20 protein-coding genes are annotated in these 13,399 nt (G+C 44.5%); 1 reads left to right on the top strand and 19 read right to left on the bottom strand.

The annotated features are described in order from the left end of the window. Window position 1: 1 nt before the first annotated feature. The 19 genes from CHI14_RS06825 to CHI14_RS06915 all read right to left on the bottom strand — a co-directional run bounded on the left by CHI14_RS06825 (window position 2) and on the right by CHI14_RS06915 (window position 12,571). On the bottom strand, window positions 2-922 hold the full coding sequence (locus tag CHI14_RS06825) for a phosphate/phosphite/phosphonate ABC transporter substrate-binding protein (protein WP_249281028.1): 921 nt from the start codon (window positions 920-922) through the stop codon (window positions 2-4). A 402-nt stretch (window positions 923-1,324) separates the two neighbouring features. Continuing rightward, window positions 1,325-1,870, bottom strand: a complete 546-nt coding sequence (locus tag CHI14_RS06830; protein WP_095287631.1) for a GNAT family N-acetyltransferase — start codon at window positions 1,868-1,870, stop codon at window positions 1,325-1,327. Between the two features lie 51 nt (window positions 1,871-1,921). Beyond that, on the bottom strand, window positions 1,922-2,416 hold the full coding sequence (locus CHI14_RS06835) for a P-loop NTPase family protein (RefSeq protein WP_095287632.1): 495 nt from the start codon (window positions 2,414-2,416) through the stop codon (window positions 1,922-1,924). A gap of 18 nt (window positions 2,417-2,434) precedes the next feature. Then, complete coding sequence (locus tag CHI14_RS06840) at window positions 2,435-3,316, bottom strand: methyltransferase domain-containing protein (RefSeq protein WP_095287633.1); 882 nt, start codon at window positions 3,314-3,316, stop codon at window positions 2,435-2,437. Between the two features lie 56 nt (window positions 3,317-3,372). After that, window positions 3,373-3,798 carry a GNAT family N-acetyltransferase gene (locus CHI14_RS06845; RefSeq protein WP_095287634.1) on the bottom strand — a complete coding sequence of 142 codons (426 nt, stop codon included), beginning with the start codon at window positions 3,796-3,798 and terminating at the stop codon, window positions 3,373-3,375. A gap of 32 nt (window positions 3,799-3,830) precedes the next feature. Next, a complete protein-coding gene (locus CHI14_RS06850; RefSeq protein ID WP_170948035.1) occupies window positions 3,831-4,331 on the bottom strand; it encodes a hypothetical protein in 501 nt (166 codons plus the stop codon). After that, the gene (locus tag CHI14_RS06855; RefSeq protein ID WP_095287636.1) at window positions 4,297-4,608 is read right to left on the bottom strand and encodes an rRNA adenine N-6-methyltransferase family protein; all 312 of its coding nucleotides are present in this window, start codon (window positions 4,606-4,608) and stop codon (window positions 4,297-4,299) included. The genes CHI14_RS06850 and CHI14_RS06855 overlap by 35 nt, the downstream gene beginning before the upstream one ends. 69 nt (window positions 4,609-4,677) lie before the next feature. Next, window positions 4,678-5,238: a GNAT family N-acetyltransferase gene (locus CHI14_RS06860; protein ID WP_481856393.1), complete on the bottom strand. Its 561-nt coding sequence runs from the start codon at window positions 5,236-5,238 to the stop codon at window positions 4,678-4,680. A gap of 50 nt (window positions 5,239-5,288) precedes the next feature. Continuing rightward, window positions 5,289-5,684 carry a VOC family protein gene (locus CHI14_RS06865; protein WP_095287637.1) on the bottom strand — a complete coding sequence of 132 codons (396 nt, stop codon included), beginning with the start codon at window positions 5,682-5,684 and terminating at the stop codon, window positions 5,289-5,291. Window positions 5,685-5,816: 132 nt separating this feature from the next. Continuing rightward, complete coding sequence (locus CHI14_RS06870; protein WP_212676982.1) at window positions 5,817-6,155, bottom strand: hypothetical protein; 339 nt, start codon at window positions 6,153-6,155, stop codon at window positions 5,817-5,819. Window positions 6,156-6,285: 130 nt separating this feature from the next. Next, the gene (locus tag CHI14_RS06875) at window positions 6,286-6,783 is read right to left on the bottom strand and encodes a GNAT family N-acetyltransferase (protein WP_095287639.1); all 498 of its coding nucleotides are present in this window, start codon (window positions 6,781-6,783) and stop codon (window positions 6,286-6,288) included. A gap of 35 nt (window positions 6,784-6,818) precedes the next feature. After that, window positions 6,819-7,070 (bottom strand): hypothetical protein, encoded by a 252-nt coding sequence (locus CHI14_RS06880; RefSeq protein WP_095287640.1) that lies wholly within the window; start codon window positions 7,068-7,070, stop codon window positions 6,819-6,821. 12 nt (window positions 7,071-7,082) lie between these two features. Then, window positions 7,083-7,484: an NUDIX hydrolase gene (locus tag CHI14_RS06885; RefSeq protein WP_095287641.1), complete on the bottom strand. Its 402-nt coding sequence runs from the start codon at window positions 7,482-7,484 to the stop codon at window positions 7,083-7,085. A gap of 226 nt (window positions 7,485-7,710) precedes the next feature. Then, window positions 7,711-8,793, bottom strand: a complete 1,083-nt coding sequence (locus CHI14_RS06890; protein ID WP_095287789.1) for a Gfo/Idh/MocA family protein — start codon at window positions 8,791-8,793, stop codon at window positions 7,711-7,713. A gap of 66 nt (window positions 8,794-8,859) precedes the next feature. Continuing rightward, the gene (locus CHI14_RS06895; protein WP_095287642.1) at window positions 8,860-10,032 is read right to left on the bottom strand and encodes a Gfo/Idh/MocA family protein; all 1,173 of its coding nucleotides are present in this window, start codon (window positions 10,030-10,032) and stop codon (window positions 8,860-8,862) included. Next, window positions 10,029-10,919, bottom strand: a complete 891-nt coding sequence (locus tag CHI14_RS06900; RefSeq protein ID WP_095287643.1) for a sugar phosphate isomerase/epimerase family protein — start codon at window positions 10,917-10,919, stop codon at window positions 10,029-10,031. Before CHI14_RS06900 ends, CHI14_RS06895 begins: the two co-directional genes overlap by 4 nt. A gap of 267 nt (window positions 10,920-11,186) precedes the next feature. After that, the gene (locus CHI14_RS06905; RefSeq protein ID WP_095287644.1) at window positions 11,187-11,684 is read right to left on the bottom strand and encodes a metallophosphoesterase family protein; all 498 of its coding nucleotides are present in this window, start codon (window positions 11,682-11,684) and stop codon (window positions 11,187-11,189) included. Between the two features lie 33 nt (window positions 11,685-11,717). Then, window positions 11,718-12,152 (bottom strand): Rrf2 family transcriptional regulator, encoded by a 435-nt coding sequence (locus tag CHI14_RS06910; RefSeq protein ID WP_095287645.1) that lies wholly within the window; start codon window positions 12,150-12,152, stop codon window positions 11,718-11,720. Window positions 12,153-12,193: 41 nt separating this feature from the next. Continuing rightward, window positions 12,194-12,571 carry a DivIVA domain-containing protein gene (locus CHI14_RS06915; protein WP_095287646.1) on the bottom strand — a complete coding sequence of 126 codons (378 nt, stop codon included), beginning with the start codon at window positions 12,569-12,571 and terminating at the stop codon, window positions 12,194-12,196. 254 nt (window positions 12,572-12,825) lie between these two features. On the opposite strand from CHI14_RS06915, the gene CHI14_RS06920 reads away from it, so the two are divergent. Further along, window positions 12,826-13,392, top strand: coding sequence for a TraR/DksA C4-type zinc finger protein (locus CHI14_RS06920; protein ID WP_095287647.1), 567 nt, complete (start codon window positions 12,826-12,828; stop codon window positions 13,390-13,392). Window positions 13,393-13,399 lie beyond the last annotated feature (7 nt).

Raw genomic sequence — 13,399 nt, forward strand, 5'->3', positions numbered from 1 at the left:
TCTATTTCTTCAACAGTTCCTCTGGGGACATATCCAGTGCTTTGGCGACTTCCCGGATTGGATCAAAATCACTGTCACTGCCTTCTACAAAACGGGCTGCGCCTACACTTTCGAGGAATTTAGGGTTTTTCGTATCATACTCCACCATAAGCTCACGCAGCTGCGTAACCAATTCTTCTGGCAAGTCTTGACGATATAGCAGTGGAGCACCGCCGACGATCGGATCCGATTCGGCAATCACGCGGAAATCTTCCTCTTTAATAAGTCCTGATTCTGCCATCATCGGCACCATGAGACTTGATGTACCAATTGCATCCGCATTGCCGTTTGCCAGTGCAAGCAGTGATTTGTCATGTCCACCGGAGAACGCTACACTGCCGAAAAAGGAATCCAGTTCCTTGTTAGAAAGACCAAGCTCTTTCATCAATGTGGCACGTGGATACAAATTGCCGGAGGTTGATGCCGGATCAGCAAACAAAAAATCTTTTCCTTTAAGGTCTTGTACACTTTGATATGGAGAGTCATTCCGAACGAGGATGACCGTATTCGATTGTTGATCACTTTCGGAGCGAACAAGCAGTTTGGCATTGGCTCGTTCCGTAGCGATGATGTAACCAAACGGCCCAATCAGTCCAATTTCAATTTTGCCTGCACGCAGGGCTTCGATAACCATGTTATAATCTTCAGCTACAAAAATTTCTGCAGGGATACCGGTTGCTTCCGTAATATCTGTTGCTAGCTGTTCCTGGGAACGGTTCATCTCGCCCTCTTCGCTTGGCATAATACCGATTCGGATGACTTCGGGCATTCCACCTTCACTGGAGCTTGAGCTGGCTGAAGCCCCGCATCCCGACAGGATGACAAGCATAAATACAAGCGAGAGGATCAGGCTTTGATAACTTTTGCGTTTACTATTTTTCACAATGTATACCCTCCTGAAATGTGGTTGATTCCATACCGAATTCTCTGGTACACAAGTAGGATACAAGTTGAATGTAAGAAGAATGATTTGGTAAATCACCGAATTTGTAAAACATTCAAGGGTATTAGTAGTCATAAAAATGCATAAAAAATGCTAAATTATGGGATAAACCACTATCTTCAGGGAGGATATTTGTAAGTTTCTGAATGGAAGGAGAAGTGTTGATTTACTCATATAGGGGGATAGATTTACGCTTTTCAAAAACCAAAAAAAGAAGCAGAAAATGAACGGATGCACCATGTACCGTCATTGTCTGCTCGTTCATTTTAATGATGTGGAAATAAAGCTGTGAAGGTTCTATATTCTGTTTACAACCCTGAGGATCAAAAGCTCCGTTTATTCCTATTCTCTTTTTACAATTCCATAATAGATCAGACTTTCGTATTGACCCTCTTTCTTCACATGATCCATGAGGACACCTTCCTGGGTCATACCTATCTTTTGAAGAACTATTCCAGATGCCGGATTAGAAGCAAAGTGTCGTCCATATACTTTATGAAACCTCTTCACATGAAAGGCAAAGTACAACATCGCTTGCGAAGCTTCTGTCGCATAACCCTTTCCCCAATACGCCTCAGCGATCCAATAAGCAATTTCGCCATGATCATACCGATGATCACAAGATAAGGCTATCGCGCCATATAGTGTTCCTGTTGCCCTATCGCAAATCGCAAATTCATAGTGTTTCTCTTTCTCGAAATTCTGTCGGTGATGCTGAATCCAGGATAACGCACAATCCAACGTGTAAGGGTAAGGTAACGTTAGCGTGCTTTTATAAATATTGTAGTTGTTACACAGCTCAGTAACGGCGGCAGCATCGGATTCCTCGAACAATCTCAGGCACAGCCGCTCCGTAGTCAACGTTTGCTCAATGTCATCATACTGCATGAGGGCCCCTCCTCTCCATTGATGCTTACCTTTTGATTCTCTTCACAACAATTATGAATGGATTAACTCCAGTTTTTTGTTATCCGTTAAGATGATCAGTTTATGATGGTATGGTTGCAATCTTTTTTCAAACTCCACTCGATTTCGCTCAAAATCCCTTGTCCATTTGTACATCATTTTTAACATCTGTACATCAGCTGTGTAATGACTTTTTTCAATTCCTAGATTTTGTTTGATAAATCGCAAAAAGATTCTCGTTTTTCTTTTCCACAAGGGTGTATCCAAAAAGATAATGGTATCTGCCATGTCCCATAAGCACCGGTAAGATTCCCGATCCGTCCCTTCGAATATCCATGCTCCGTAACGGTCAATGTCCTGAATCACCGCAATCTGCTCATCCGGAGTGCGTTTATTTCTTCCATGAGGTGTCTCATGATGCACGATCGTATCCAGCTCATACCAAGGTATATTTAGTTTTTGAGAGAGTTCCTTAGCCAATGTCGTTTTGCCACTTGCCACAATACCCAGGATTAGAATCTTTTTCATTGAAATCTCTCCTACGAATTACGCTCTTTGGACCGTGCCGAACGAAATTTTCATACTGGGTGCAAACGTTAGCCAGGACTCCTGATTGAATCTCTTGGAAAACGTTAATTCAGCTTCATACTGCTCGCGTGCTTCCTCTGGCTGTAATTCTCTATTCACTAAGTTGTCTATGCTCTCATCGGAATCACCAGGTTCCTCGCCAAATCCTTCTTCTCTCAATGAACCAAATAAAGCGCTTTTGCTCTCCATATCCATGTTCTGATCCAAAAAATTAACCTTATCACTCATCCTGCATTCCACGTTCTGTAATCCCAATTGACTCATTCGTATAGGCAGCCTTATTCCAATATTCCCATCCTTACCTGTACGTTTGTAGTCGTTCTCAAATAGCTTTTGCAGGACACCTAGCTTAACTACATGGCTTTGTTCAACACCATCCAGATGACAGTTCGCCATATTACCAATCCAATGAGGTTCGAAACCAATGACTTTTCCTTGATCCTTCACACTTTCAATCATCTTCTGTAGGATCACTTCTGAGTTATTCATATGTAATAAAAAAGCATGACTCACGGCAATGTCATACTTCTCTTCTACGTCTAACTGTTCAATGTCACATGCTATAAACTCAGTCTGAAACGAAACTTTTGAGAACGTCTCCCTTGCTTCTTTTATCAATTCCTCCCCCTTGTCCACTCCCGTATAGCTTGAGCCTTCAGGCAATAAAGGAAGTAGTTTAAGACCTAGGTAACCGAACCCGCAACCATAATCAATAATGCTTACAGGATTGGTAATTTTCCACACACTCTGTACAAGAAATTGCAGGTAATCGTCATTATAATACAGCCCCCGCGTCTTCCTCAGATATTCAATTTTGTTGTCCCAATAGTATTCAGACATAATTCCATGCTCCCTCATTTGGTACGTTATTTATAGAACTATTGGTACATCGTTATTTACCGTTCCCTCAAATCATCTGGAAGTCTTACCATGAATCGATCCTGGTTTCTATGGAATTGATACTGTTCGTATAGTTCATGTGCATCTAATGTTCCGAGTAGTCCCATTACATTTTTGAAGCGGTCCGACTGTGTGATTACTTCAATGAGTTTCTTCCCTAGGCCCTGTCCCCGATGATCCTCATGGATAAAAACATCACAAAGCCAAAACATGGTAGCCTCATCGGTGACCACCCTCGCAAATCCCACTTGGATCTCCGCTTTGTAGATTCCATAACATATGGAAGAATGGATGGATTGCTCAATGATTTCTTCTGAGCGCTTGTTCGCCCAGTAGCTTCTTGCAAGAAAGCCTTTTACCGCAGGAAGATCGATCTTCTCTTTGTGATCACTAATAAGATATTCTCCATATACGAAATTCATAGACCCATCTCCTTCGGATATGTTTCGTTCTTCTACGAAAATTTTCTCCCTAAAAATAATGCCACTCTGTGTTCTTTATAAATTGTTCCGCCTGATCTATCAATTGAATTTTTAATCTTATTTAATAAGATATCTTTTTGTTTATCAGGGAGCTGTCTATGTTTCGAATTCGTATCAAGTAATGCAACGTAGTCGCCGCTTGAATATGTAAGAATTTCACTATATTCTTCCACCATTACATTCATAAAGATTCCTGTCTCCTCCGTGATTGCTCTTCTTTCTTCGATGGTTTCTTCGGGGGGTTGGAACGTTGAATCGTCCAAATGTGGTGCAAGTTCTTTATAGTGAGATCGTATTTCGTTATGGAGCTGATCAAACATGGGCACATGTATGGTCCAAAAAAAGGCAATGGAACCCGAACTCTCAAGAAGTTCCCATACTTTACGATAACCAAACTTGGGTTCGATAAAATGAAATGCTGTGCCTGAAATGGCTAACTTAAAAGGACCCCACTTCACCGTTCCATTCTTCAAACGAGCTATTAATCACCTTGATCGTTTCATAGGAATTAAATTTCTCTGCAGTGAACTGGGCCAATCTGTCACCATATTCAATACAGGTAATTTGTTTGTAACCTCTTTCGATCATCCCTCTCGTGGCTTGTCCTGTCCCGCAACCAATCTCCAGAATTTTATCTTCTCTATCCGGATTTGAATAATCAAATATATCGTTATACATTTCATTTGGGTAGGTAGGTCTATATTTTTCATATTCATTTGCAATTGAATTAAACGTCTCTTTATTCTCCAATTCAATATCCTCCTAGTGTTCTAATTTAATATTCATCTAAATGAACTGAAGTGAATGGCAAGTATAAGATCAAAATTGGCTCATCCATTCCTCTCTTAATAATCCCATACGGATCGAATCATAGTATGTATTATTGTAGAAGCGGCACTTCCGAAGTCTTCCTTCCAGCTGCATGCCCAGTTTCTCTGCGACCTTCATCATCCTTTCATTTCCTGACCAGGTTGTTAACCCTACCCGGACTATAGGTAGCTTATTGAACAAATAGTCGATCCACATCTTCAAAACAGCCGTTCCATATCCACCATTCCAATACTTAGGTTTATATATGACGATCCCCACTTCCATCCAGTTGGACGGTTTGTGCTCCCAATAATAATTCACTGCACCTACGATCTCATCATTAATTTGAATGATCATTCTATGAGCGGGCTCACCGTCTTCTAGCATTTCCTTACTCGTATATTCTTGAAATACAGTATAACTGACATGCTCCAACGGAAAATAAGGTGCGTCCCACTTTTTCCACTCGGGTTGTTCATCTTCATATATCAGCTCGTAGAGCTCAGGGATATCTTCGTGCTCTATCTCCCTGATTAGAACTTTATGATTGAATACCATTGTTTCACTAATGATCATAGAGGGTTTAACTCCTATTCTTTTATATGTTAGCGCTATGCCTATCAGTAAATCAGTTCACAATCATGATGTTCCCAAACGTCAAACAAATTCCCATCCAGATCTTCAAACACAAAGAACTTACCATACTTGCCTTCATCACTTATGTTTCTGACGTTAACACCAGCTGTTTTCAGAACGTTATGTAAAGTCAAGATATCATTAGTGAAGAATGTAATTACCCATCTTTTTTGATTGTTTACTTCAAATACAGCTCTAGTATCATTATCACTTTGAATCAAATCCAAGATCGGTCTATTCTCCCTAAACAGACTCAGATAGCCTTCTCTTCGATTTCTGATATTGAACCCAAAATGTTTAACAAACCAGGCTGCCGATTGTTCCACGTCGTTAACCGGAATCACGTTGTAGGCAATCCCTATTATTTTCCCAACTTCCATACATACCTCCCGTTTCGTTTTTGAATGTCTGCATATTTCCCGTTGATATCTCTCTCATCTGAACCTCCTGAAGTGTCTGTCCTTATGCCCCCATACGTGTTTCCTACACATATGTGGTTTGCTCTAAGATTCCTAGCTTTTCCGATCCGTTTTTCGTTGGTACGCTTCTTCCAATACTTCTTTCAGCCCTTCACATTTTCTTGATATAAACGTTTCCCAAAATACTCTTCCCTTCTCGGCCATCTCTTCCTTGGTTAATTCACCCGGCACATAGTTTCCCCAACACCCGTCTTTAGTTAACTTGTCCCAGCCCATGAAATCAGCAAATGTTCTATTCCTATCTGTTATTTCAGACCCCATTGGTTGTAAAACCACTTTTTCCGGGCACAACCATAAAGCGGTACACACGGACATAAAGCCGCCATGTAATTCATCTATCTGGTAAATAAGGGCCGAACTGCTCTGTTGCACCAACGGGTATAACGACGGTATCCAGGTTATGTTCAGTTAATTGTGCAGTAGTGTTCGTATAATCTAACAATATTAATCACCCTTCTTTTTAATCCATTTCATTACTTCATTGAGAATCCAGTTTTAACATCTATAATTCCATTTCATATTTAAGCTGTTTTTTGGTATTTCCTCCGATTAGTTCAACCTTCTCTTCTGTTTCTTTAAATCCACACTTCTCATAGAACCCTCTTCCAATATCATTTTCTTTCGCTACCCAGGCAGATAGATGCTTTATCGGTGCTAACACTTGAATATATCTCTGAATGAAGCCTGTTCCAATTCCCAGCTTGTGATATTCTGGCCGTATATAGATTCGGGTTAATTCATACTCTTCTTCATGAACTTGAGTTGTTTGGGCAAACCCAACGATGACGTTATTATATTCCGCTATTAAAAACTTTCGTTTGGAACTTTGCAGGTCTCTCTCTACAGAACGATTTAAGTTCTCCGTCGAATAAGCAACACTTAGAAAGTTATGAATGTAATCTTTGGAGTAAATGTCTCCGTAAGTGAACATCCACGTATCATGAGCAATGGTTTGGATATGATGGATATCCCCATTCGTAACAAATCGATATGTAATCATGGTGGTCACCCTTCTTCCAATTCACATTTTGACGCCTATTTTTCTCTCCTCCGATAACTTCCCGGAAAGCCGGAAACGAGCAGCACAAATCCGATAAAAAACAGGAAGTAGACAAGCCAGCCTGATCCATTGTCATTCAGTGATACAATCTCTCTTGGATTGCCACCGGACGCATAACCTGCTTCCACAATCGCTGCAGATAGCCGTACGGAGATTCGCTCTATGGTTGCCAAGCCTACACTTCCCAGCATCAGCGCCGCACCTAGTATCTTATTCGTATTATTCATAAGTTAGCTCTCCTATTCAGCAAATTCGACTAAGAAGGGATGCATCTTGGCATCCAATGCGTAATGGATTCGTTCCCGGAAATTCCCCCAAGTTATCATTTCATCTGCCTGTTCCAATGTGAAGAAACCAACCGCCTCACTCTCATGACTGGTCGTGAGCGTGCCACCTACAGGCTTACCGGTGAAAATATGGTTACATACTCCGCGAGTGATATTTTGGTACACACCACAAAATTGGATCAGTTCGATATCCATCCCTGTCTCCTCTTTCACTTCCCGAACTGCGGCTTGCCTTATCGTTTCTCCTTGTTCCACACATCCTTGCGGCATTTCCCATCCCCTTCTCCCTTTCATAAGCAAAATCTCGTTATCTTCATTAAGGACGATTACACTTGCAGAAACGATAAATTTCATAACAATCCTCCCAGTTTGATTTACTATTGACTCTCAATACTAAAAAGCACCCTTCAAATCTATGTAGTCATATTTACTATTATTTTAGGCAACTCACCAACTCCATCCATGATAACCCATATAATCCCATTTGCGAAGTCGTCTAATGAAAAAAGGCAACCTGGCTACAGGCTGCCCTCTTAACATTGAAGATGACTCATGAACTATTAATTCACTTGAATAACGTTTACTTCGCGCCGCTGCTCCAGACAACTCTTTCGCTCATAGCTTTATGCTGTGCAATTAAGCAGAGCTCTGCCGCCTTGAATGCATGTTCCTGTGTCATGGCTGTCTCCGTCCGCTCCAGACAATCACGAATGAGATCTCCGAAGAACGGATAGCCCACCTGTCCTTTGACACTGTAACGGTATTCACCTTCATGGTTAACCAGATAGACCTGATCTCCCACCCGCTCTCTCGCGACATCGATATATTTCCGCAATTCAATATACCCGTCAGTTCCCAAGATTACAGTGCGCCCATCACCCCATGTTCCGAGACCGTCCGGTGTGAACCAGTCTACCCGGAAGTAACCAGATGCCCCATTGTTGCCAATAAGAGATGCCTCGCCGAAGTCCTCCAGTTCAGGGAATTGTGGATGGTGGAAATTATGCACCCGGCTGAACGCGACTTCCGCATCCGTGCATGAAGCGAACGTAAGAAACTGTTCAATCTGATGACTTCCAATGTCGCAGAGGATACCGCCATATTTATCGTGCTGGAAAAACCAATCTGGCCGGCCTGGAGCATTCAATCGATGCGGCCCTGTGCCCATCACCTGCACAACCTTACCGATGGCTCCTTGCTCAATCAGCTGCCCGGCATAGATCGCACTTTCCACGTGCAGGCGCTCACTATAATAAACCATGTATTTCTTCCCGGTCCGTTTCACTTCTTCCCTAGCCCTTGATAATTGATCCAATGTGGTGAATGGAGCTTTGTCCGTAAAATAATCCTTGCCTGAAGCCAAAACCCTCATGCCCAGGGATGCGCGTTCTGAAGTGATGGCTGCTCCGGCCACTAACTGCACCTGATCATCTGCCAGCACTTGTTCTTCCGAAGCTGCGGCCTGTGCTTGTGGGAAGTGTTTGCGAAATGCCTCCACTTTGGCTGGATCAGGATCATATACCCATTTGAGCGTTGCCCCTGCCTCAACCAAACCTCCAACCATGCCATAGATGTGCCCATGATCGAGTGCTACAGCAGCAATGGTAAACTCACCTGGACCGCATACAACCTCTTTTTTCACACTTTTGGGTGCATAAAACATTCCATCTTTAGCCACGTCATCTCCACCTTTTCAATAGATTCAAGTACAACGATTGTTATAACAGGCCTACTTAAATGTTTGCGTCAGGTCCGCAGGCTGGCTGCTGCTGTAACTTTTGTCTTTCTTGGTGTTCGAACTGGCAATACGCTCCTGCAAATGTTCATAAAATAACTCTTCATCAATGGGCAGCTCAACCCAATTGTCCGTCCAGGTCGAGAGAAGCATCGCATTGGACAAGGTTAATCCGTGTATGCCTTCTTCTCCTGGAGCAATGAGCGTGGCACCTGTTCGGATGGCATCAATCCAGTTACGAATGAGTCCTGGGTGGCCAGATTCGGTACCCGTAATCGGAACTTCACACTTCCAGCATTCGGGCTGGCCGAAACCTCCGGTAAACCGTTTATTGAATTCAGGCTCGGACTCCCGAAGGCGCCAGAATGTAAGCTGGCCATCTTCAATCACGATTTTACCGCGGTCGCCGTTGACCTCGAATCGGTTGGTACCTGGAGCTTCACCCGTAGTTGTTACAAATACGCCTGTTGCTCCGTTTGCGTACTCCACATAAGCTGTCACATCGTCTTCCACTTCAATATTCCGATACTTGCCGAACGAACAGAATGCACGCATTCGTACAGGCATCATGCCGATGGTCCACTGCCACAAGTCGAGCTGATGAGGATCCTGATTGATCAGCACGCCACCTCCTTCACCTGCCCAGGTTGCCCGCCAACCGCCGGAGTCATAGTAACTCTGGGATCGGTACCAATTCGTGATGATCCAGTTCGTGCGTCTTACTTCCCCGAGTTCTCCTGAAGCAATAAGATCTCTCAGTTTGATATACAGAGGATTCGTCCGCTGATTGTACATCATGGAAAACACTTTGCCGCTGGCTGCAGCAGCTTCGTTCATCTTGCGCACCTTTTTGGTGTAAACACCGGCCGGTTTCTCGATCATGACATGCAGACCGTGCTGAAAAGCCTGGATTGCCTGTTCCGGGTGGTCATAATGAGGTGTTGCAATAATGACCGCATCAATGGTGCCGGATGCCATCATCTGCTCGGCATCCTGCCAGTAACTGACCGAAGCCGGAAAATTACTGGCTACCCAGCTCTCCATTTCCTTTCGGACATCACATACGGCTACCAACTCTGCACCAGGCACATCTCCGGCAATAAGGGTTCTGGCATGTGCGGCACCCATGTTTCCAATGCCAATTACGGCTACTCGAATCAAACTCATACCTGTACCTCCTCTTCCAGACGACGCTCGATTTCGCCGAATACCTCAGCAAAATGCTGCAACATCGCTTGGGATTTAAATTCTCCACTGAAATCTTCAATACCGTAATATCCGTCATATCCCACTGATTTCAGATCACGGAACACTTGCATCCAATCCACGATACCTTCAGTCAGCGGTGACCAATGACATCTCCATTTCGCGGATACAGAACTCTCCGCACTCTCTCCGTTTTGTTCCTCCTTGTACCACGCTGCATTCTTCACATGAACGTGTGCAAGGTAAGGACCCAGCAGTTCCAGTCCCATTCGATAATTTTCATATCCTTCGTGTACCATGTTGCCTGGATCATACAACACGCCAACATGCTGAGCATCCAGCGACTGCACCAGTCGGTAGGCCAGTGAAGCGGTTGGAGCGATCGTCTGGTGATGCGTCTCTACCACGGCTTTGACGTGATACTGCTGAGCCATCTCCTGCACTTCGGATAAATACCTAATGGCTTGGCTGTACAGCTCGGGATAACTGGTTTTACGATCATATCCCGGCACACCTACACGCATCATGGACGCACCCAGATCAGCTGCTGCCTGAAACGCCTGCTCTGTCGCTTGAAGATCCCCACAGCTCAGATACGGTACTAGTGCAATGGAACGTCGACCATGTTTTGCAGTCGCTTCACGAAAATCAGGGACCTGTTCCTCCCACTTGGCCGGATCAATTGAACTCCGATTATGCCTCCAAAAAGATGGTTCCTCAGTACATGCGTCTTCCGGTATTCCGCGGAATCTCCACTCGATTCCGTCGATACCTGCTGATGCTGCCGCTGCAGCCAGTTCTTCTGCGTTCAGGTCAGGCGTCGCTACAGTAAATACAGACAGTTTCATCTTTGTCATCCCCTTATGTAAACGTATTCAAATTTATTGGATAAACGAATTGTATCATTCCTGCATATGTACAAATAGTGTTCTGCTCCAACACATGAATAAGAGATAAACGTGAGGCAACATTCCCCATTCAGGGATAACTGCAACTTGGCTGTGGTGAATGTCACCATACTTTTCCAGAGTATATTCCTACGCAAAAAAACATCCCTGTTCAGATGTTCATTCTGAATGGGGATGTCATGGTTATTTCATTCATTTAGTCGTTACTTATTTTCGATCAAAAAACACATGCTCAGCATGCAATTTTCCAAGACGAGTCGTCAGGATTCCAAACGAATACTTCGGCTGGCGGCGCCGATCCGTTGGAGAACCCGGATTGAATATCAGCACATCGTTGACGGTATGCATCAAGGGAATGTGCGAGTGGCCAAATATGATGGCATCCACCTGCTGACCGGCAAATGTATGAATGGCATTCTGCTCGGTCGTTTTCGATCCCTGGTGCCCATGCACCAGACCTAGACGCAAACCGTCCGCCTCCACAATGCGGGAAAAGCCCAGCTTCTTGCCAATTTCCGGCGGATCCGTATTGCCGGCTACGCCTGCAACGGGAGCATACTCGCTTAGCAGCTTGTATACACTCCAATCCGACCAGTCGCCTGCATGCAATATGAGGTCAGCCTCCGGCAGCACTTGAAGCAGTGGTTCTGGCAGCTGCTTAGCTCTTTTGGGCAAATGCGTATCCGAGATCACGATTATTTTCATATTCAAGCACACCTCCCTGGTTCAGACAATACCCTACTCTGCAGACGGAGGCACAGTCTCCATCTGGGAGCAGGAACGTTCCATATCTTCAAGCGTAATGGATGCGAAGAACTGTTCGACTTTTGCCTCTGCCACCTGATACAGATTCGTCAGCAGACTGTCTATGCGAAGACCAACATCACAATTAGGGTTGCAATTGCCATGAATCGGAAATAGCGGACCTTCGTCCTTGGCAGCATGATAGATCATGGCCAAGGTAATTTCACTAGCCGGTTTGGCGAGATAAAACCCTCTCGTTCCGGGAGAGGAATCGACCAGACCTGCCTTTTTCAGCCCGCCCAAAATACGCCTTACGACAACAGGATTGGTGTTGACGCTTCCTGCAATCATTGCGGAAGTGATTCGTTCAGGCGCGCTGAAGGACAACAACAACAAACAATGCACACTGACCGAAAAATGTGTACTCATGATTAACCACCTTTAACGTAATATAATCCTGGTGCTTCAATCTATTCAGGGAACAGACTCTGTTCCGGACGTGCCTTGATTTTCAACTGCCGCACGCTGTATTCCAGCTGCTTCACAATATCATCGAGCTGTTTGCGATCAATTTTTGTCGGATCATCTACGGGTCTGGCCGTCGACTTAAGATCCCGAATGGTGAGCTGCTGCTCCTGCCATTTATCCATCAGATCGGCAATATTGGCATAAAAGCGTTCGTAATCCTTGATGACCAGGTCAAGATATGCATCGACTTCATCCGGATCATAGCCACGGAGCTTATAATTGAATTGTTTTTCATGAATTGATAAGGCATCGAGCTGTACGCCCAGTTGTTTAAACAATTGTCTCTGTTTATCCAATCTTCGTTTCATATGTTCATCCATCTTGACAACCTCCATTATAAGAAAAACGTCTATCGACGTATGTTCAAAAGTAGCCGGGACCGTCTCTTTAAGGAGCACGGTGCGTTACGACTTCGCGGGGAAATCGCGGCAGTTTCTCTCTCTATTTTTTATAACACATTATCGGCCAGATATAAAATCAAACGCCTCTTCAAGGATGCAAAAATGATTGTAAACCGCCAAAATCGGGTAAGGACAGACTACACACCCCTAAAGCGGGAAAGGAGCATGTCGTTATGAGTACATTAGCCAATGATCAACTTCAGGAACTTAAGAGTGCCCTTCTGGAGCAGCGTGACAATCTGCAGCGTCATTTTGAATCCAACATGGAAGATGGAGCTCCGGCCGCGTCGCTTAAAGATTCTACAGGCGAGCTGTCATCATACGATAATCACCCGGCTGATGCGGGGACGGAGACGTTTGAACGCAGCCGTGATCTGGCCGTAGACGATACATTAACGGATGAATTTAACCAGGTGATCGATGCCCTGGAGCGTATGGAAAAAGGAACCTACGGAACATGTGTCACATGTGGACAGGATATTCCGTTTGAGAGGCTTCAGGCCATTCCATACACGGCCTACTGTATTGACGATACACCGAACCGGGAGCTCAGCAATGACCGCCCTGTGGAAGAGCAGGTGATGACCATGCCCCCAAGCGGTGCCGGAGAGGTCAGACAGCGGAATGCTGGCAAGTTCGATCATGCCGAAGCCTGGGAAGCTGTTGAGGATTACGGTACATCCAATTCGCCAGCTACCGCAGCCAAACGAGAAGTTCGGGATTACGATGAGAACATGTAGTTCTGAC

The sequence above is a fragment of the Paenibacillus sp. 7516 genome (assembly GCF_002272715.1).
GTDB classification, from domain to species: Bacteria; Bacillota; Bacilli; order Paenibacillales; family Paenibacillaceae; genus Paenibacillus; species Paenibacillus illinoisensis_A.